Source organism: Litchfieldella rifensis (assembly GCF_042646605.1).
GTDB classification, from domain to species: Bacteria; Pseudomonadota; Gammaproteobacteria; order Pseudomonadales; family Halomonadaceae; genus Litchfieldella; species Litchfieldella rifensis.
Window position 1 is genome coordinate 223,830 of record NZ_JBHRUG010000029.1, and the last position, 19,044, is coordinate 242,873.

A 19,044-nucleotide genomic window follows, 5' to 3' on the forward strand; every position below is an offset into this window, starting at 1 on the left:
GCACGATAAGCCTGTGAAGCCCTGGACATGGTCACTCCAGGATTCAGAGTAGGCGTACCGTCGCTATCAGGGCCATCAGCATGGAGACACAGGTCACCACATCCAAGAGCAGCCGTAACAGGCTGCGACGGGTTTACTGGCGAGCGACAGCTTCTGGCATATCAGGTTGATCGACCACCCTCTTGTCGGAGCAACTGCCATTCACTTGCCCACCCATTCCTTGCTCAGGGTGCGCACTTCGGGGTCATAGCGATAGACGGTGATGCCGCCGTCAAAGGCATGCCCGGTGACCAGCAGATTGGCCTCCGGTGCCGAGTCGATGCTCAGGTTGCGCGAATAATTGTTGATCGAGGGGTAGGGATCGATTCCCAGGTCGAGATACGCCTGTGGCCATGGGTTGCCTGCCTCGAACAAGGCGGCATGGGTGCGATTCATTCCCTTGTCACGGGTATAGTGGCTATAGCCGATACGCAGGAATTCTTCGCTGCCGTTGATAAAGGCGATGGCGATCGTCGTCGGGGTCGCCAGGGAACGCAGGTTGCCCCATTTATCCGGTTTGGTGGACTTAGGCACGGGAATCAGTTCGCTTTTATCCCAGTACTCATCTTCAGGTAGGCCCTCCGGCAGACCATCGCGAAGAATACCGTAATTATAACTGGCCATACGATGCCGCTCTTGTGGGGCATCCGTATTCCAGAAAAACCCCAAGGTGTTTTCGTCACCGCTGACCACCCACTGCCCGTCCGGGCTAATGGTGGCATCCACCTTGTAGGAGTTTCCCGGGAGCATGGCAATCGGATCGAGGGTATCGAGGTCCCATAGCGTCACGCCGGTATAATTGCTAAACCGTCGCTCGGGTGCCACGGCAGGCACCTCATCAACGCTAGGGCTCTCACGGTCGCCCAAGCCTGCTGAAACGAACTTTTGCCCTTGCTCCGAGAGGGTAAGCTTCAAGATCTTGCCGGATCCCTTGAAGCTGGGAGATATGCCATCCTGCATCACCGGCCGTATCGCTTCGCCATGGCCATGAAAGATATTCCAGTCGACATCGGAGGCCAGATAGTCAGAAAAGGAGGCATCCATCACATGGCCATAGGTGGGAAAGTGCTCGAACGCTTCGATCACCTTCCCGTCGACGCGCTGTATCCGTACGACATTATCCAGGTCCTGCCATAGGAAGGCGTCACTGTCGGAAATAAAATAAGCACTATAGAGGTTTGCCTCTGTAGACAGCACATCCCGTGACCTATTCTCTATATCCCACAACACCAAGGCGCCATCCTGATGGGTAGTGACAGCGTATCTTCCATCGCTGGAAACGCCCAGCGCCGTGACCGGTTCAAGCTTATGCAGGAGTTGCCAAGCATAGACACCCGAAATCAAGGAGATAAGAAGGACTGCCCCCAGACCCAGAATGCTTTTCTTAAATCGGCTCATAGTGACCAAATCCACTGCTCCTTAATAATGGCCTGACGATGCCATCCTGATAACTCTTTTCAAACACTTCCTCGCTGGGAATGCGCATCCCCGAGTGATCGAATAGCCAAGGCGTCTGATCAACGAAGTCGTATGTCTTGTTTCCCAGCTTTCTCTCGATAAAATCACTCTCGTCACGCACAGCACCAAACCCGATATGCCCCAATGCCGCGCGTGGTGGTTTCCCCGCCCGCCAATGCCTCGCGACCAGCCTCTGCAAGGCCTCGATATACTCAGCCGCGCGCGCTTCCGTGATCACCGCGTGATGAGCCAGCGGCGTCAGCAAGCGGTAGGCAGGCAGCGGCTCGCCGCTGGCCAGGGCATCCCGCGCTTCTTGCAGCGCCTGCGCCCGGAATTCCCGCCATGCCCGGGCACTGCGCTGCCTTCCATAAGGGTCCGGCCCCACCGGCGGCTGGCGAGGAATGGGCGGTATCACGGTATTGGCTGGCGCCTTGTCGGCATAATATCGGCTGATCGGTGCCGACAAGCCGCTGGGGAAAACCCACCATTTCTTGTCATAGGCGCCACCTACGGAGCCAAACAGTTCATCCTTCCAGTCATCGGCGCCGAACGTCTCTGCCGCCCAGCGGCCAAGCCGGGCGGCAGGAATCGTCGCCTCGGCAACGTGTCGCCAGAAAGCCGGCGTCTCCGATGGCGGTGGCCCTAGCACGCCATCCTCCTGCGAATGCAGCACCACCACGTTACGCACCGCCTTGTAGGCGTCGGGGAAGACGCCCATCCCCAACGGATGGCTGTCCTGCGACGGATCGTTGCTCAGGGCATTGTCCGCCACGGCGGGTTGCCACAAATACAGGTTATCCACCACCCGGTGGTGGCCTTGCTCGCCGAGAATATTGAGCGCGGTCAGGATGACACGGGCCCCCAGGGAGTGACTGATCACGTTGATGGCGATACCGGCTTCGTCGAGCTGACCGAGCAACGCGACCAGGCGCCGTCCCGCGGCCATGGCATTGAGCTCCGCCTGAAAGAAGTCGGTCGACCCGGTATCGCCAGGCCAGGCCACCCTGACGAGGCGGGTATACTGACGCCAGTCGTCCTCCGCCATACCGGCCGCACGATTGAGCCGATACTCCATGTGGACATACCAGTTGTGCGCTGCCGAGCCATTGAATTGCTCGTCGAGTGGCTCGGCATCAGCACTACGCCTCGCCGCCAACCCCTCAATCTCCTGACGGATGGTGGCGATCCGGGCGGTGCCCGACGGGACCAGCAAGGGAGCTTCCGTAATGTCATCCCGCTGTGCCCAAGTGGCGAAGTGCCGGTGATGGCCGTAAGCGACATTGTAGCCGTGGAGGAACAGGGTGGCGTTGCTGCCGGCCAGGCGCAGCTGCTCCAGCTGTTCCTCGCTCAGCAGATCCGGGGAGTCGGGGGCCGCCTCACCACGCAGGTTGATAGCGAGGGGCGGCGGCAGATAGGTCGCGCGCAGCGAGGTTTCCCCCGCGACCACATCGCGCTCCGGCGGCGCTGCCGCCGCCAGCCCCGGCACCACTGGCGCTCCATCGACCGCGACGAGATGCTGGCCATAACCGTCGCGCAGTTGCCAGGCCACCTTGCCGGGCGTCACGCCCTCATGGCGGCTGAGGCCATCGGCATCGATACGGGCCAGGGAAGTCCGGCGACTGGCGTCACGCAACTCCACCTCGGTGCCTTCCGGCAGGGGGCGACCCAAGGTATCCCTGTGCTCGATGAGCACCGTCACTCCCACACTGCAATGCGGAGGAACGCTGACTCCGGAGGTGGAATATTTGCTGGGCTGGATAGCGGGAGGGGCTATCGAGTCGTTCATGACATTTCCTTGTCCACCGATGGCGATGCCGTCACCAACTCATGAAGGCAAGAGAGCATGTGTTGCCATGGGCCCGCATGATCCTGCAAGCGATCCATTTGTTGTGGCGAAAGCGGTGATTGGTGGCCAGAATCGGCGAGAATTCGGCACCCTTCCCACCGGGCGTATTCGGTTTCCAGCGCAAGTTCCTTCATTTGCAATAACCAGGTGGCCGTGCACGAAACGGGCAATGCATACTCACTGGCCAACTGCTGGAGAAATACACCTTCCCGCCAGGTTTGCATGGCTTGCTCATGCGCGACGGTCAGCATGAAGTCATCACCCGGAGGCGCATAGGGCTGGCCGCTGGGCGATTCAAGGCTCCAGGCATTGCCGCCGGCGACGCCATACATCTGCCGTGCGGGCCCCATCAGACGGGTGATGTCATCTCGACTCAGCGCACTCTCCAGGCCGGCATACAGACGCGGGTCGGCATAGCGAAACAAGGCCGGCGGTCCCTTTTGTCGTCGAATCCGCGTCAGGCTACGCAAGTGATCGACCAATAGCGTAAAGGGCCTGTCTGCATGAATCGCAATGGCCACTCCTTGCTCGACCCATTGTGCTGCGGTGGCCTGGGCGCGTGGCGTGGACGGCTGTGTCAGCAAGGGACCTTGCTGGGCGTGCTGACGGTAGGGGGTTTGCAGATACAGGAGCTGATACGTCGGCGTGTCTTCCACCTCGAACATCTGCTGGTGCGCGCGAGGGTATAGCGCCAGGTCGACCAGGAAAAAGACTGGCTCCGGCGAAGCAGCGATCAACGACATGGACAGTCCTCCCCCAGCGCACAGGCCGCGGCACTCGAGGAATCGCCGGTTGCCATCCGTTGGCATACCTCGACCGCCGCCGCCCCTTGCATGGCGGCTGACAGCAGTTGCCCATGTTGAAGCGGGGCAATCGCCTCATGGGTTTCAGGCGCCGCATGCCCCGGCAGCAGGGTCGCCTGCACACTCTGCCCACTGCCCGTTCCCGGGCTGCCGCCGGAGTTGATCCTGATGCTCGCACCGACGATGGTCACGCCGCTGGGATCGAGCTTGAGGAAGCTGCCGCCGGCCTGGAGGGTGATCTCGGCGCCGGCGTCGACAACCGTCTTGCTATCCGCCTGGTGGTGGACTTCCTGGCCGGCCTCGATCAGTTGGGCGCGGCCGGTCTTCTCGTGTCGTGTGGCGCCGACGTTCAGATGGTCGTCGCCGTCGACCCGGGTATGCCGGGTGCCGTGCACGCTGAGGTGCTCGTTGTGGTCGATCTCGCCGATGCGGTCATGGCGCACCTTGAGATGGCTGTCGCGACGGATTTCCTCGGTGCGGTCGTGCTCGGTCAGCAGCTCCAGGTCTTTCTGAGCATGCAGCCAGATCTGCTCCCGGTCCTTTTCGTCCTCGAAGCGCAGCTCGTTGAAGCCCTCCCCCTGGTGGGTCTGGGTGCGCAGCACGGTACGCGTCTTGTGTTCAGGCAGTGCGTAGGGAGGGGGATTCACCGCATGAAAGGTGCGCCCGGTGATCAGCGGCTGGTCGGGGTCGCCGTCCAGGAACGAGACGATCACCTCGTGGCCGATGCGCGGGATCGCCATCATGCCGTAGGCTCCGCCGGCCCAGCCCTGGCTGACCCTTAGCCAGGCGCTACTGGTGTCATCGCCCTTGGCGTAGCGATCCCAGGGGAACTGGCACTTGACCCGGCCGTGGGCGTCGCAGTGGATCTCCTCATCCTCGGGGCCGACCACGAAGGCCACCTGGGGACCGTCGACACGAGGCTTGGAGGTCGGCGCGGGCCGCCAGGCGCGGTCGCCGGGCAGCAGCGTCAGCCGGTTGGTATAGCGAGTGGCGTCGGCCTGATCACCGGCAGCGATGCCGATGGAATCCTCTGCCACCGCCTGGGGCTGGCTGCCTTCGTGGGTCGCCCACACCACCTGCCAGTCGCGGTTGTCGTCGTCGCGATCATGCCCGGTGAGATCGAAACGCACGCCCGGCCGCAGTTCGGGCAGGTCGCTGACGGCGGTGGCGACCTCGGCGTCGTGGCGCAGGTGCTCGAGGCGAATGCGGGTGAAGGCCTCACCCGAGGCATCGGCCTTGTAACGCCCCGGGTAGTCGTAGTGTTCGTAATCCGCCCGTTGGGCATGGCCCTCCAGGCCGTCGGCGTGGTGCTCGTGACGCTGCCGATAGTCGGGCTGCTTGAAGCTGTAGTCCTGGAGTGTCGCCGAGGATGGCCTCACCCGCGCGGTGCGTGTCAGGCAGCGGAGGCACCGGGTGGCGGCCATGCCGCCGGCGCGGGCCTGATAGGGGCGCTCGCCGAGGGTCGGCAGGGACTGGGGCGCGTCGCTGAACACCAGGCGGTGGGTGGTGTCGTCGAACTCGTGATGAAACGCCAGGCCTTTCTCGGCCGCGAGTCGTCGCACGAAGGCCAGGTCCGACTCACGGTACTGCACGCAGTATTCGCGTTCCCGTGGCTCGCGGGTCACGGCGAAGGCGACATCGCCGATGCCGTGCTCCGCGCACAGGGTGTTGATGATGGTGAGCGGCGAGACGTGCTGGAAGATCCGCGAGTTGTGGCGTAGCGACAGGCGCCACAGCGCCGGGCGGATGACTACCTCGTAGTGGGTGCGGCGATGGCCGCGATCGCCATGGTGGAACTCCGCGACGATACCGTGCACCCGGCGCAGCGGTTCGTTGTCCTGCCAGATCGTCAGGCACGCCTCGCGATCCAGCCAGTCGGCGGGCGACAGTTCGCCGTCCCGGGATGCGAACTTGACGCTCGACTTGAAGGGGCGCGAGAGGTGTTCGCGGTGCTTGAAGGCCATCACCGCCAGCTCGAGGTCGTCGGTGCCGCTGAGCCGAAGGGTGAACTGCCAGCCGCGGGGATGGGCCATGATACGTTCCCTGTCATCACGTGTCGGACGTTACGCTACGGGAATCGACGGAGGGAAGAAATGGTGAGACAGAAATTGCCGATATGGCTTACAAGTCATATCGGCAATTTCCTACACGGTGCCATCCAAAGAAGATATTCGATACCCCGCGAGGGGCGGGACGTCTCCCTGGAATGGCTGATTGACCGGATGCCATGCGAGTCTACTCAGACAGGTCTCGCTCCGGATAAATGGCCCGGGAAGTCTCGGGCCTTATCGCTCAGCGACTGGCCACATCCTGGCCGGCGGCCTCCTTTGGCAGCTTGAAAGTCCATAGCATACCGCCCTGGTTGAACTCCTTGACGACCTTGGCAACCTCACCACCCCACAGCGGCACCGCGCCCCCCCAGCCCGATGTGACGGAGACATACTGCTCGCCGTCCATGGTCCAGGTAATGGGGCTGCCGACGACACCGGAGCCAGTATTGAAGCGATACAGTTCCTCGCCGGTCTCCGCATCGAACGCCTTCAGGTAACCTTCCGGGGTACCGGTGAAGACCAGGTTGCCTGCGGTGGTCATGACACCACCCCAGAGAGGAGCCGTGTTTTCATAGCGCCAGACTTCCTCCCCCGTCTTCGGGTCTATGGCCCGCAGGACTCCGATGTAGTCGTCGTTGACAGGCTTGATGGTGAAGCCGGCCCCCAGATAGGCCGCCCCCTTCTTGTACGAAACCGGCTCGTTCCAGATATCCATTGCCCACTCGTTGGAGGGCACGTAGAACAGGCCCGTGTCCTGATTAAAGGCCATCGGCATCCAGTTCTTGCCACCCAGGAATGCCGGCTGAGCGACAACGGGTTCACCCTTTTCCCCCTCGCTATCGGCCGGATTGCCGGGACGACCAGCATCGGAATAGATCGGACGCCCGTTCTCGTCCAGTCCGGTCGCCCAAGTGATATTGTCCACGAACGGGAAGCCGCGGATGAAGTCGCCATTCTCCCGGTTCAGGACATAGAAGAAACCATTGCGATCGGCGGTGGCGGCGGCCTTGACGATCTGGCCGTTTTCCTCGTAATCGAAGGAGATCAGCTCATTGACGCCATCATAGTCCCAGCCATCGTTGGGTGTGGTCTGGAAGTGCCACTTGATGCTGCCATCCTCCGGGTCGATCGCCAATCGAGAGGAAGAGAACAGGTTATCCCCGGGGCGCAGGTGGGAGTTCCAGGGGGCCGGGTTACCCGTACCGAAGAACAGAGTGTCGGTATCCGCATCGTAGGTACCGCCCAGCCAGGTCGCCGCACCACCGGTCTTCCACATGTCCCCCGGCCAGGTCTTGCCGGCTTCGCCACCGGAAATACCGTTCTCGACGGCTTCGCCATCCTGGTAGACATACCCCATGTGGCCTTCGATGGTCGGGCGGGTCCAGAGCTTGTCACCGGTATTCGGATCATATGCCTCGATCTTACCGACGATGCCGAACTCACCACCGGAGACGCCGGTGATCAGCTTGCCCTTGACGATAATGGGAGCCGCGGTAATGGAGTATCCTTCTTGATAGTCCGCCACCTCCTTGATCCACACGACCTTGCCGGTGTCCTTGTTCAGGGCGACCAGTTTGGCATCGAGGGTAGCGAAGATGAACAGGTCGCCATACAGGGCACCGCCACGGTTGATCACGTCACAACACGGCATGATGCCGTCCGGCAGTCGGGCGTCGTACTGCCACAACTCTTCGCCGGTTCTGGCATCGATCGCGTAGGCACGTGAATACGATGCCGTGACATACATCACCCCATCCTTGACCATGGGTTGAGATTCCTGACCCCGCATCTTTTCGCTGCCGAAGGAGAAAGCCCATACCGGCTGCAGAGACCTGACATTGTCCGTATTCAGGATATCGATGGCACTGTAACGCTGGCCCTGCAGCCCCATGCCGTAACTGACCACGGCATCAGCGATGCTGTGATCATTCATGATGTCCTCATCGGTGACCGCATGTGCAGCGAAGGAAACGGCCAGCGCCAGTGCGCTGGTGGCAAACTGTCTACCGATCATATTCGATCTCATCGTTGCGCTCTCCCACTCTCTTGTTTTCAGTTTCTGCAGCAAACCGGGAAACCTTCCCGCCTCTTTTGTGATTCTTGTCGGCCAGACTTAACGCAACAATTAACCCCTCGCACAACTTCTCTCATCACTTGGTAGTAAGACCATCAAAAGACACAAAACCCGCAGAGAATATCCGCGGGTTTTGTAAAGGCTTTCCAAGATTTTCCCCGTCTACTCGAGTGACACAGAATAGCCAAGGTTTCCTCGCTACGACGCGTCATCGGCAGCACTCAGGATCTCCTCATAGAATCCTGGCATACTGTAACGCAACCCATGACGCGCGAAGATTTCAGCCATCTCGCCTTCACGGACCATACGATCCACGATCTCTTCAATGGCATATCCCAGTTGTCGATGCGTGTGCTTGACCGCCATCCCGACGTCCCAGACCTGTTTTCCCATTCCGGGAAATCCATTGCTGGCCGCCTGGAACCCTTGGCCAGAGTGGATAGCCAGTTCATGGTCGATCTCGGCACGCATACCCATCACCGCACTCACTTCACCGTCGATCATCGCCTGGAAGGCCTGACTGACGTTGGTGAAATGATGGGTCCTGTCCCGCAACCTGCCCCCAAAGGCGGATGTCAAGTAAGTCGCTGGCAGGGTGTCGATCTCGACCCCGATGGGGTGGTATTGAAATACCGCCATCGTCCCCACCGATTCAATGTCGTTCGGGTCGTAGGCGATCTGCCACTGCTCCTGCTGATAGGGCCCGAACATGACGACCTGCTCATTGATCACCTCACCGGTGGAGTCCCGCATGTAGGCGTATTTCTTGTCATACGGTACCCGCATCATGACATCGGCAATGCGGCGTTTGGCCAGGTAATGTCCCTTCCAGACGTTATTGCGAAGATCATCCTCCAGGGTTTCGTCGGGAGTAATCCAGTGTACCCGAAATGCCACCCCCAGGCCTTCCGCGATCTGCTTGCCGACATCGATATCGACGCCGGATGGTTCGCCATCCTTCTGGTATGAATAGGGCGGAAAGTTCTGATAGACACCGACGTTCAGGTAGCCAGACTCGATGACGATGTCATAGGTTCTTTCGGGAGCGCGGTCAAGAATCGCCTCTCCCGCATTAGCGAACGTGCTAAGAAGAAGTAGCGCCGGAATGGTGCACCACCGGGCCAGTAACATGGCACTTCCCCCGTTTCCATAGACCTGTGATGTCACTCCCGAACGGATTCAATGTAGGTCTTTATCGCCCACATGGCATTCTGATCCAGGTTGCTCTTGAAAGAAGGCATCCCACGATCTGTCCCATTCCTTACACGCCCGATGAAGTACTCGTCATCCCATTCTTCGAGCTCCCGAAGATCCGGTGTCAATCCACCCGACATCGCTTGAATGCCGTGACATACCGCACAGTTGCCGCCATAACCGCTCTCACCGATACGAATCGCTTCCTTGTTGTAGTCACCGTACTCATTGCCGTCCCGGAAAGGGTTTTCCGACAGCGGCTCGGAACCCAACTCGGGAAGATTCCCGGTATCGACTTCCTGCGGGGTTACGTTTCCATGCCCCATGACCAGTGCCGCCCACCCCAACAGGCCGGCGGCAACACATGCTTTGAGCGGAGTAGGAACTGTCATACCGATCACCTCAGTTGGATTCCCGTAGGCTGACCAACCACCATGGAAGTGATCGTCAGCGACCTGAACCAAGTCTAGGAACCCTCTTCTTCTCTCAGAATGCCACTTTCGGGCCTTTGACCCAGTCCCTTGGTCGTACTCTCACCGTATTTCCGACGGTAACGTGATCCTGGCTAGCGGGGTCTTGAACGAGAGGAATAGTCCTTTAGTACAGGCGTATTGCGACTTTCTGAATATTTCAGTGCCTTTCCGCCTTCTCTAAGCTCGTGTGCATAACGACAAGTAAAGAGGTTCCCATGCGCATCGGCCCGAAGGTCCTCATGGCAATGCTATTTACATGCTGGCTATTATCGGCTCCGCTGGCGGCTTTCGGGATGGATATCCGCATCGGTTACCTCCAGTGGATTCCAGACCAGGGTCCGGTCCTCTCGAATGTCATACCGGAACCGGAAGACGCGGGGCTTCGCGGCGCTGAACTGGCGGTCGAGGATAACAACACCACCGGTAATTTCCTGGATCATCGCTACCTTCTGGAATCTCGGGTAGTGGCATCCGAAGCGCAGGCACAGGAAGCCGTGGCGTGGATGATGGCCGAGGGCATCGAACTGTTCGTGCTCAGAGTCCCCGCGTCCACACTGAACCTCATGGCGGACCAAACGGCAGGCAAGGCATTGATCGTCAATGCCGGGGCGAAAGACGATGCACTGCGCTTGCGGGAGTGCCGGCCTCACGTAATACACACTCAACCCAGCTATGCCATGCTGACGGACGGTCTCGCTCAGTGGCTCAATCTGCGGCGCTGGAAGAACGTCTTCATGATCACCGGCCCGACTGATAGCGATAGGGCCTGGGCGGATGCCTTCCGCCGTTCGGCCACGCGTTTTGGCCTGAGGATCGTTGCCGACAAGCCCTGGACCTTCGACGCGGATCTTCGGCGCACGGCTTCACAGGAACTGCCTCTCTTCACCCAGGCGGATGACTACGATGCGGTGGTAGTGGCCGATGTGCGGGGCGATTTCGGGGAGTACGTTCCGTTCAATACCTGGCTGCCCCGTCCGGTAGTGGGCACGCAGGGCATGTCACCGGTGGCCTGGCACCGCGTCATCGAAAGCTGGGGGGCGGCTCAGCTTCAAAGCCGCTTCCGGGAACTGGCCGGCCGGGACATGACCGGCGACGATTACGCTGCCTGGGCCGGAATTCGCTCCCTGGGCACCGCCATTACCCAACTCAATGTGACGGACGTCGAGCAAATTCGCGGCTTCCTGTTCTCCGACGACTTCCAACTGGCCGCCTTCAAGGGTCGCAAACTCAGCTACCGCTCCTGGAATGGCCAGCTTCGCCAGCCAATTCCGCTGGTCCACCCCCGAGGACTCGTGTTCACGGCACCGGCTGAAGGCTTCCTGCATCCCGAAACCGATCTCGACTCCCTTGGTTTCGACGAAGCGGAAAGTGACTGCCGGATCCACCCGTAAGCCACCCATCAGCGGCTCTCCACCATCTCAAAGCAAGACACCGAGAGGCACATCGCCATGAGGAACACTCTCCACGCCGCCGTTCTGACTGCCCTGTTCGGGCTCTCGGCTCCGGCATTGGCCGGTCTGGCCTACGTATCCAACGAGAAAGACAACAGCATCTCCGTGATCGACACCGAAGCCATGGAAGTGATCGAGACGATTCCGGTGGGTCAGCGGCCCAGAGGTATTCTGCTGTCCAAGGACCGCACCCGGCTCTACCTCTGCGCCAGCGATGACGACACCGTCCAGGTAATGGACCTGGCAACGCGCCGGGTCATCGACAGCCTGCCTTCTGGCGAAGATCCCGAACAGTTCGCGTTGCATCCCAATGACCGCTGGCTGTTCATCGCCAATGAAGACGATGCCATCGTGACCGTGGTGGATGTGCAAACCAAGCGCGTGCTGGCACAGATCGACGTCGGCGTCGAACCCGAAGGCATGGCCATCAGCCCGGACGGCAAGTGGGCGGTCAATACCAGCGAAACCTCCAGCATGCTGCACTGGATCGACACCGAAAGCTTCGAGATCAAGAAGAACATGGTGATCGGCCAACGCCCTCGACACGTCGAGTTCAGCCACGACGGCAAGATCGCCTGGGCCTCCGCAGAAATCGGCGGCACGGTTCACATCATCGATGTGGATGCACTGGAAGAGATCGAGACGCTGGACTTCCGGATCCGCGGCGTCAACCAGGACAAGGTACAGCCGGTAGGCATCGAGCTGACGTCCGATGGCCGCTATGCCTTCGTCGCGCTTGGCCCCGCCAATCATGTCGCGGTCGTCGATGCGCGGACCTACGAGGTTCTCGACTACCTGATGGTCGGCCGGCGGGTGTGGCAACTGGCCCTGAACGAGGACGAGACCGCGTTGCTGACCACCAACGGCGTCAGTGGAGACGTGTCCGTGATCGATGTCGAGAGCCTGAAAGTCACCAAGTCCATCCAGGTCGGCCGCTACCCTTGGGGCGTGGTCATGACGCCATGAACAGCACCACTCACCTCGTCGGCGACGCCGCTCCCATGCTCGAGATCGACGGCGTCAGCCATCGCTACGGCCCGCATCGCGCGCTCGAGCAAGTAGGATTCTCGCTGGCGCGGGGCGGCTTTCATGCCCTGGTGGGGCCCAACGGGGCCGGCAAGAGCACCCTGATCGCCTTGATCACCGGCCTGCTGCGCTGCCGCAGCGGCGAGATTCGCGTGGCCGGGCAGGCGCTTTCGCGTCACCCGCGCGAGGCGAGGCGCCGCCTCGGCGTGGTCTTCCAGCAGACCACCCTGGACCTGGATCTCAGCGTACGCCAGAACCTGCTCTACCATGCCTCGCTGCATGGGCTGGGCCGGCGCCAGGCCCGCGAGCGCTGCGACCGGGAATTGGTCCGCCAGCAGCTCGAGGCCCGTGCCAACGACAAGGTCCGCCAACTCAACGGCGGTCACCGCCGGCGACTGGAAATCGCCCGTGCGCTGCTCCACGAGCCGGAACTGCTGATTCTCGACGAGGCCAGCGCGGGGCTCGATACCGCCAGCCGCCAGGCACTCAACGCACATGTGCGTGCGCTGTGTCGGGAGCGGCATATGAGCGTGCTCTGGACGACCCACCTGCTCGACGAGATCGACGATGCCGACCCGGTAGTGGTGCTGTGCGCCGGACGGGTGATCGCCGACAGCCAGGCGCAGGCGTTGTGTATCCACACCGGCACCCGCACGCTGCAGGATGCCTTCAGCCGTCTTACCACCAAGCCTGACAATGTCGTCATGGAGGGTCAGCCATGAGCGCGAGTGCCTATCTGCATTGTTTCCTGGGAGTCAGCGGTCGCGAATGGCGCCGCTTCGTCCAGCAGCGTACGCGATTCTTCAGCGCCCTGGTGCGTCCGCTGCTGTGGCTGGTGGTATTCGCCGCCGGTTTTCGCGCCGTACTGGGCATCTCGATCATGGCGCCCTACGACACCTATATCGTCTACGAGGTCTACATCACCCCGGGGCTGTGCTGCATGATCCTGCTGTTCAACGGCATGCAGGGTTCGCTGTCGATGGTCTACGATCGCGAGATGGGCAGCATGAAAGTGCTGCTGATGAGTCCTCTGGCACGTCCCTTCCTGTTGCTGAGCAAGGTGCTGGCGATCTCGCTGGTCTCGCTGGTGCAGGTTTATGCCTTTCTCGCCATCGCCTGGTGGTACGGCATCCAGCCGCCGGCCTTTGGCCTGATCACGGCGCTACCGGCACTGCTGCTGGTCGCGATGATGCTCAGCACCCTGGGGCTGGTGCTGGCCAATGCTATTCGTCAACTGGAGAACTTCGCCGGGGTGATGAACTTCGTGATCTTCCCGCTGTTCTTCCTGTCCTCGGCGCTCTACCCGCTGTGGAAGATGCAGGAGGCCGGGCCCTGGCTCTACTGGCTGTGTTCCTACAACCCCTTTACCCACGGGGTCGAACTGGTGCGTTTCGCGCTCTACGAGCGGCTGGCCGTGGCACCCCTGCTATGGTGCCTGGGGCTGACCGGGCTGTTCGGCCTGATCGCGGTGCTGACCTTCGATCTACAACGCGGGGCGCTGCAGCGAGCACCACAGGCGGCTTGAGCGACCCACTGATACGACTTAAGTCGCAGTTAACCCCGCTACGATTAGCGCAATGATAGGACATGCACCCCGATGACCGACCCAGCCCATGACCTTCATGACAACGATAACGACAACGACGCCAAGGCTCCTGCCATGTACAAGCTACTGATCGCCGACGACCATCCCCTGTTTCGCGAGGCCATCGGTCGCGTCATCCGCGACGGCTTCGAGGACGCCATGCTGCTCGAGACCCAGGATCTCGACTCGACGCTGGCACTGACACAGCAACACGAGGATCTCGACCTGATCCTGCTGGATCTCAACATGCCCGGCATGCACGGTCTGTCGGGATTGATCCAATTGCGCAATGAGGCGCCCACCATCCCGGTGGTGATCATTTCCGCCGAGGAAGACAAGCAGGTGATCCTGCAGGCGGTGACATACGGTGCGGTCGGGTTCATCACCAAGTCGTCGCCCCGCGAGCAGATGACCAAGGCCATCGCCCAGATCCTCGACGGCAATATCTACCTGCCTTCGGACATCATCCGCGCCAGCGGCACGGCCCACCGCCCCTCGCATCGCGATGAACACGCCATCTCGGCGCACCAGCTCGAGGCCCTGACCCGCAAGCAGCTACAGGTGCTCGAGCACATGACCCGCGGCGAATCCAACAAGATGATCGCCTATCACCTCGATATCGCCGAGACCACGGTCAAGGCCCATGTCTCGGCGATCCTGCGCAAGCTCGGCGTTCACAACCGGGTCCAGGCGATCCTCTCGGCCAGCGATATCGATTTCAGTAACTACCTCAGGCGCTGAATCCAACCGCGGCACCAGTCATGTCAAGCGCCCGGTCACCAGCCGCGACAGCCCCATACGCAGCTTGAGCGGCTTGACCGGTTTGTGCAGCAGCAGATACCCCAGCTCGCGCATGCGCTGCTTGAGCTCAACGCTGTGATTGGCGGTGATCGCCATCACCGGCAATGGCACCTGGCGCTGGGCGTTGATGCGCTCGGCGAGCGCCAGCCCGGTATCGCTCTGGTCGAGGTGGTAATCGACGATCAGCACATCGACGGGGGCCGTGGCCAATGCCACCTGAGCGGCCAGTGACGCCTCGCTGTCGGCCACCACGACCCGACATCCCCAACGCGTCAACAGCACGCGCATGGCCTCGCAGATATCGGCATCGTTGTCGACCACCCAGACTCGCCGCCCCTCCAGCACGGCCTCTCCCGCCGCCACCGCCGGCTCCTGAGAAAGCTGGCTGCGTGGTGCCAGTTCTCCATAGGGCAAGCGCACACTGAACAGCGAACCTTGCCCGGCAATCGAGGCCACCCCAAGCGGATGCTCGAGCATGCGCGAGATCTTGTCGGCAATCGCCAGGCCCAGCCCCAGACCGCGGTCCTGGCGACGCCCAGCGGCGTGGGAGCGGCGAAACTCCTGGAAGATTACCCCCAGCTCCTCGGTTTCGATTCCCATGCCGGTATCGCCGACCATGATCTCCACGCCGTCGGCACGCCGCCGGCAGCCCAACAGGATGCGCCCTTCGTTAGTGTAGCGAATGGCATTAGTGAGAAAATTGCGCACCACCCGGGTCAGCAACTGGGCATCGCTGCGCACCACCGCACTGCTGGGAACATAGTCGAATCCCAACCCCTCGCTGGCCGCAACCTGACGGTATTCCCGGGCCAGGCCATCGAGCAGTTCCGCTACCGGGAAGGCATCGACATCCGGGGTTACCACCCCGGCATCGAGCTTGGAGATATCGACCAGGGTACCGAGCAGGGTCTCGACATCCTTCAGCGAGCGGCCGATCTGATCGATCAATTCACGACTGCCAGGCGCCACGTCCTGTTCGCACAGGGCGCCAGTAAATAGCCGCGCGGCGTTGAGCGGCTGCAACAGGTCATGACTGACCGCGGCCAGGAACTTGGTCTTCGACAGATTGGCCGCCTCGGCTTCGGCCTTGGCCTCGCGCAAGCGCTGCTCCGCGGCGGCACGCTCGGCGATCTCCTCACGCAACTGGCCATTGACCTGGGTCAGCTCAAAGGTTCGCTCGCGCACCCGTTGCTCCAGGTTCTGGTAGGCCTGATGCAAGGCCTCGGCGGTACGCCGGCGCTCGGTGATATCGCGGATCAGCACGAACAGCCCGATCACCTCGCCGTCGCTGTCGTAATGTGGCACATAGGCGCGCAGCAGCACCCGGTGTTCACCACTGGCGCTCTGTTCCGGGAACTCGAAGGACACGCTCTCCCCTGCCAGGGCCCGGGTCAGATAGGGACGCAGCCGGGCACAATGCTCCTGATTGTGCAGTGCCTCCAGCTCGCCGCCCAGCAGCAAGTCGCGCGGCCAGCCGTACCACTCTTCATAGACGCGGTTGGTGAACACATAACGCAGGTCGCGATCGAGGTAGGCGATCATCGCCGGCAGCTCATCGGTAATGGTACGGATCCAGTGTTCGCGCTCGCGCAGGGTCTCGGCATGGCGGATACGCTCGGTGACATCGGTATAGGTCAATACCTGACCACCGCCGGGCATGGCGTGACCGCGCACTTCCACCACCCGGCCATCCTCGAGCCGACGCTCGCAGGCCGCGGTCACGCCCTCGGCGTCTGCGGCATCGACCAGTTGGCTGGAGTGACACAGTGCGGCAAAGCGGTGCGGCACCTCGAGCGTCTCGAGCCCGGTCAGGTCGCGAAAGCGCTGGTTGCACATCTCCAACATGCCGCTGGCGGTCACCACTGCCACCCCTTGGGAGAGGCTGTCCACGGTGGCCTGCAGCAACCGTGTCTTCTGCGCCAGCGCATGCTCGCGCTGGGCATGCTCGTGACGCTTGAGCTCAGTGATGTCGACGTACAGGATCACACGGCCCCCGCCGCGGGTGGGTCGCTGATGCACCTGGACCCAGCGGTCATTGTGCAGCCGGTAGATGGTACGCCGGTCGTGGTGCCCCAGTTGCTCGCTGATCACCAACCCCGAACTCAGCGCCAGCCGGCGCAGGTCATCCAGGCGCATGCCCTGGCGGATGCGGATGCCCGCCGGACGCCAGAACTCGGCGAAACGGCTGTTGAACCGCTGGATACGCTGATCGGCATCGAACAGCACGAAGGCATCGGTGATGCTCTCGATGGCATCGACCAAGTGCTGGCCGGCGGTTTCCGCCCGCTCGCGGGCTTCCGCCAACAAGCGGTTGCTGGCCCGCAGTTCGTGGGTGGTCTGGTTCAGTGCCTGGGTACGCTCACGCACCTGCTCGGCAAGCAGCACCGAGTGTTCAAAAGCAGCGTAGGGAGCGCTGCGCGGCAGGTTGCTGGCTTCGACGCGCTCGATCAAGGCGGCGTTGATGCGCTTGAGCTTGGCGATCTCGCGCTCGAGTTCCCGCTCGCGCTCGCTGGTGTCAGCCACTGCGACGTGATTGGCCAATGACGACTCCGGTGAAGGTCTGGTTGAGGTGCATGCCATTGCACTGCTCTCCATAGGTGTTGAAGCCCACCACGCGATAGGCACGCAGCAGTGCCGAGGCAGCATCACTCTCGCCGTCCGACTCGATCTCCAGGCGACGCAGGAAACAGTCGCAGCCGATCACCAAGCGTGGCGGCCCCAGGCGCGCGACGATGCCGTCGAGCGCGTCACGCAGGTCGTCGAGAATCGGCGCCGCACGCATGGCAGTCAGCACGATGCCATTCTCCACCGCGCAGTAGAAGCTCAGGCTGAGATCCTCGTTGACGCGCTGGATCGAGCGCACATAGGCATGATCGTGCAAGCGCACCGCCAGCGGATGGCGGGCAAAGGTCTCGTCGTCGAGTTCCTCGACTCGACAGCCCACCAGTCGCGCGTATTCCTCGGCGGCGGGTTCGGCGTTGAGCTCGATGACCCGGCGGTTCTCGCGGTCCGCCTCGGTGACCACCAGCTTGTCGTCCAGCGGCCGCAGGTGGTGGGTGGTAAAGACCTCGAAGTCGAGGACGGTATTGAGCATCACCACCACCGCGGCGCCGGTCCGAAAACGACCGCCACCATAGACATGGGTACCGGCCAGGCGGTTGTCGTCACCGGCGCTACCGCCGAAATGGGGGATACTGCCGAGCGCCGCATTCAGCGTCGCCAGTACCCGCTCCTCGCTGGCCGACAAGCCGTCGAGCAGCGTCAGGGCGAAGGTATGGTCCTTGATCGGGGCGATGCCCGCCTGCCGGCAGTGATCGAGCAGGCGGTCGGTCAGTTGCTGGGCGGCCAGCAACGAGACCTCGTCGAGATCATCGATCACCGCATAGTCGAGCGCGAAGTCGCGTTGATCGAAGCCGATGGCGGTGATGCCGCCGCGGCCGTAGCCTTCATCGGTGATCTCCCCGGCGGTAGTGCAGCCACACAGCGTCACACCGCCGAAATGTTGCTCCAGCGCCTGCCCCAGGGCATCGAGATCGTATTCCGCCGAACAGAAGAACAGCACGCCCCCCAGCCAGGGGTGCAACAGGCTGCGCGCCAGGTCCTGCGCGGCCATGTCCGGGTCGCGGGACCGCGACTGGGCGACCAGCACGGCATCCTGGCGAGCGGCGGTGGCGGCATGCGGAGTGGGAAGGTCGATGTCCATGGATTCTCTCGACGAAGATAGGCTGTCTTGGAGTATAGGAAGCGCCCGGCTCGCTGGATATGCCACTTGGGTGCCGTCCACAGCCACCCGTGGCACTACCAAGGTAGTAGTCGTGCGCCTCTCAGCCGCGGCAGAACACCCTCGATTCGCGGGTGTTGCGTGGCGTCAGTTCCTGGACCGAGCGCCGGTCGGCGGCGGCTTCCTCGCGGGCGGCCTCGATCAGGTGGTGATCGGGCGACAGCGCGCAGACCGGGTCGGTGGCCGTGGGGTCGCCGGTCAACAGGTAGGCCTGGCAGCGGCAGCCGCCATGGTCCTGGTGGCGCTCGTCGCAGTCGCGACACGGCGACGGCATCCACGCCTCGCCGCGGAAGCGGTTGAAGGCGTCGCTCGCGTACCAGATCGCCTCCAGCGACTGCTCGCGCACCGACGGAAACGTCATCGGCAGGAGGCGTGCGCTGTGGCACGGCAGGACCGTGCCGTCCGGGGTGACGGTCATGAAGATCGCCCCCCAGCCGCCCATGCACGCCTTGGGCCGCTCGG

15 protein-coding genes are annotated in these 19,044 nt (G+C 62.1%); 5 read left to right on the top strand and 10 right to left on the bottom strand.

Annotated elements, in window-relative coordinates:
- Positions 1 to 201 precede the first annotated feature (201 nt).
- The 7 genes from ACFOEV_RS15570 to pedF all read right to left on the bottom strand — a co-directional run bounded on the left by ACFOEV_RS15570 (position 202) and on the right by pedF (position 9,857).
- The gene (locus tag ACFOEV_RS15570; RefSeq protein ID WP_386775553.1) at positions 202 to 1,437 is read right to left on the bottom strand and encodes a WD40 repeat domain-containing protein; all 1,236 of its coding nucleotides are present in this window, start codon (positions 1,435 to 1,437) and stop codon (positions 202 to 204) included.
- Entirely contained in the window at positions 1,424 to 3,283 is a 1,860-nt protein-coding gene (locus ACFOEV_RS15575) for a hypothetical protein (protein WP_386775555.1), read from the bottom strand. Before ACFOEV_RS15575 ends, ACFOEV_RS15570 begins: the two co-directional genes overlap by 14 nt.
- The gene (locus ACFOEV_RS15580) at positions 3,280 to 4,086 is read right to left on the bottom strand and encodes a DUF4123 domain-containing protein (RefSeq protein ID WP_386775557.1); all 807 of its coding nucleotides are present in this window, start codon (positions 4,084 to 4,086) and stop codon (positions 3,280 to 3,282) included. Before ACFOEV_RS15580 ends, ACFOEV_RS15575 begins: the two co-directional genes overlap by 4 nt.
- The gene (locus ACFOEV_RS15585) at positions 4,077 to 6,179 is read right to left on the bottom strand and encodes a type VI secretion system Vgr family protein (protein WP_386775559.1); all 2,103 of its coding nucleotides are present in this window, start codon (positions 6,177 to 6,179) and stop codon (positions 4,077 to 4,079) included. The genes ACFOEV_RS15580 and ACFOEV_RS15585 overlap by 10 nt, the downstream gene beginning before the upstream one ends.
- A 259-nt stretch (positions 6,180 to 6,438) precedes the next feature.
- Entirely contained in the window at positions 6,439 to 8,211 is a 1,773-nt protein-coding gene (locus ACFOEV_RS15590) for a PQQ-dependent methanol/ethanol family dehydrogenase (protein ID WP_386775560.1), read from the bottom strand.
- 258 nt (positions 8,212 to 8,469) lie between these two features.
- On the bottom strand, positions 8,470 to 9,402 hold the full coding sequence (locus ACFOEV_RS15595) for a substrate-binding periplasmic protein (RefSeq protein ID WP_386775562.1): 933 nt from the start codon (positions 9,400 to 9,402) through the stop codon (positions 8,470 to 8,472).
- A 32-nt stretch (positions 9,403 to 9,434) separates the two neighbouring features.
- Positions 9,435 to 9,857: a cytochrome c-550 PedF gene (pedF, locus tag ACFOEV_RS15600; protein WP_386775564.1), complete on the bottom strand. Its 423-nt coding sequence runs from the start codon at positions 9,855 to 9,857 to the stop codon at positions 9,435 to 9,437.
- A 374-nt stretch (positions 9,858 to 10,231) separates the two neighbouring features.
- Here pedF and ACFOEV_RS15605 point away from each other — a divergent pair, with 374 nt between their 5' ends.
- The 5 genes from ACFOEV_RS15605 to ACFOEV_RS15625 all read left to right on the top strand — a co-directional run bounded on the left by ACFOEV_RS15605 (position 10,232) and on the right by ACFOEV_RS15625 (position 14,741).
- On the top strand, positions 10,232 to 11,329 hold the full coding sequence (locus tag ACFOEV_RS15605) for an ABC transporter substrate-binding protein (protein ID WP_386775566.1): 1,098 nt from the start codon (positions 10,232 to 10,234) through the stop codon (positions 11,327 to 11,329).
- 57 nt (positions 11,330 to 11,386) lie between these two features.
- On the top strand, positions 11,387 to 12,355 hold the full coding sequence (locus ACFOEV_RS15610; protein ID WP_386775568.1) for a YVTN family beta-propeller repeat protein: 969 nt from the start codon (positions 11,387 to 11,389) through the stop codon (positions 12,353 to 12,355).
- Positions 12,352 to 13,137 (top strand): ABC transporter ATP-binding protein, encoded by a 786-nt coding sequence (locus ACFOEV_RS15615; protein ID WP_386775571.1) that lies wholly within the window; start codon positions 12,352 to 12,354, stop codon positions 13,135 to 13,137. Before ACFOEV_RS15610 ends, ACFOEV_RS15615 begins: the two co-directional genes overlap by 4 nt.
- Positions 13,134 to 13,940 carry an ABC transporter permease gene (locus tag ACFOEV_RS15620; protein WP_386775573.1) on the top strand — a complete coding sequence of 269 codons (807 nt, stop codon included), beginning with the start codon at positions 13,134 to 13,136 and terminating at the stop codon, positions 13,938 to 13,940. The genes ACFOEV_RS15615 and ACFOEV_RS15620 overlap by 4 nt, the downstream gene beginning before the upstream one ends.
- A gap of 135 nt (positions 13,941 to 14,075) precedes the next feature.
- Positions 14,076 to 14,741 (top strand): response regulator, encoded by a 666-nt coding sequence (locus tag ACFOEV_RS15625; protein WP_386775599.1) that lies wholly within the window; start codon positions 14,076 to 14,078, stop codon positions 14,739 to 14,741.
- 18 nt (positions 14,742 to 14,759) lie between these two features.
- On the opposite strand, the gene ACFOEV_RS15630 is transcribed toward ACFOEV_RS15625, so the two are convergent.
- The 3 genes from ACFOEV_RS15630 to ACFOEV_RS15640 form a co-directional block, all read right to left on the bottom strand.
- On the bottom strand, positions 14,760 to 17,342 hold the full coding sequence (locus ACFOEV_RS15630) for a hybrid sensor histidine kinase/response regulator (protein ID WP_386775575.1): 2,583 nt from the start codon (positions 17,340 to 17,342) through the stop codon (positions 14,760 to 14,762).
- A complete protein-coding gene (gene nosP / locus ACFOEV_RS15635; protein ID WP_386775577.1) occupies positions 17,317 to 18,504 on the bottom strand; it encodes a nitric oxide-sensing protein NosP in 1,188 nt (395 codons plus the stop codon). The genes ACFOEV_RS15630 and nosP overlap by 26 nt, the downstream gene beginning before the upstream one ends.
- Positions 18,505 to 18,625: 121 nt before the next feature.
- On the bottom strand, positions 18,626 to 19,044 hold a 419-nt coding region (locus ACFOEV_RS15640; RefSeq protein WP_386775579.1), incomplete at its 5' end, for an SPASM domain-containing protein.

What these genes read in the sequence shown, in the direction of transcription:
- ACFOEV_RS15570 (WP_386775553.1), bottom strand. Translation starts at nt 1,437, where the DNA reads ATGAGCCGATTTAAGAAAAGCATTCTGGGTCTGGGGGCAGTCCTTCTT.
- ACFOEV_RS15575 (WP_386775555.1), bottom strand. Translation starts at nt 3,283, where the DNA reads ATGAACGACTCGATAGCCCCTCCCGCTATCCAGCCCAGCAAATATTCC.
- ACFOEV_RS15580 (WP_386775557.1), bottom strand. Translation starts at nt 4,086, where the DNA reads ATGTCGTTGATCGCTGCTTCGCCGGAGCCAGTCTTTTTCCTGGTCGAC.
- ACFOEV_RS15585 (WP_386775559.1), bottom strand. Translation starts at nt 6,179, where the DNA reads ATGGCCCATCCCCGCGGCTGGCAGTTCACCCTTCGGCTCAGCGGCACC.
- ACFOEV_RS15590 (WP_386775560.1), bottom strand. Translation starts at nt 8,211, where the DNA reads ATGATCGGTAGACAGTTTGCCACCAGCGCACTGGCGCTGGCCGTTTCC.
- ACFOEV_RS15595 (WP_386775562.1), bottom strand. Translation starts at nt 9,402, where the DNA reads ATGTTACTGGCCCGGTGGTGCACCATTCCGGCGCTACTTCTTCTTAGC.
- pedF (WP_386775564.1), bottom strand. Translation starts at nt 9,857, where the DNA reads ATGACAGTTCCTACTCCGCTCAAAGCATGTGTTGCCGCCGGCCTGTTG.
- ACFOEV_RS15605 (WP_386775566.1), top strand. Translation starts at nt 10,232, where the DNA reads ATGGATATCCGCATCGGTTACCTCCAGTGGATTCCAGACCAGGGTCCG.
- ACFOEV_RS15610 (WP_386775568.1), top strand. Translation starts at nt 11,387, where the DNA reads ATGAGGAACACTCTCCACGCCGCCGTTCTGACTGCCCTGTTCGGGCTC.
- ACFOEV_RS15615 (WP_386775571.1), top strand. Translation starts at nt 12,352, where the DNA reads ATGAACAGCACCACTCACCTCGTCGGCGACGCCGCTCCCATGCTCGAG.
- ACFOEV_RS15620 (WP_386775573.1), top strand. Translation starts at nt 13,134, where the DNA reads ATGAGCGCGAGTGCCTATCTGCATTGTTTCCTGGGAGTCAGCGGTCGC.
- ACFOEV_RS15625 (WP_386775599.1), top strand. Translation starts at nt 14,076, where the DNA reads ATGTACAAGCTACTGATCGCCGACGACCATCCCCTGTTTCGCGAGGCC.
- nosP (WP_386775577.1), bottom strand. Translation starts at nt 18,504, where the DNA reads ATGGACATCGACCTTCCCACTCCGCATGCCGCCACCGCCGCTCGCCAG.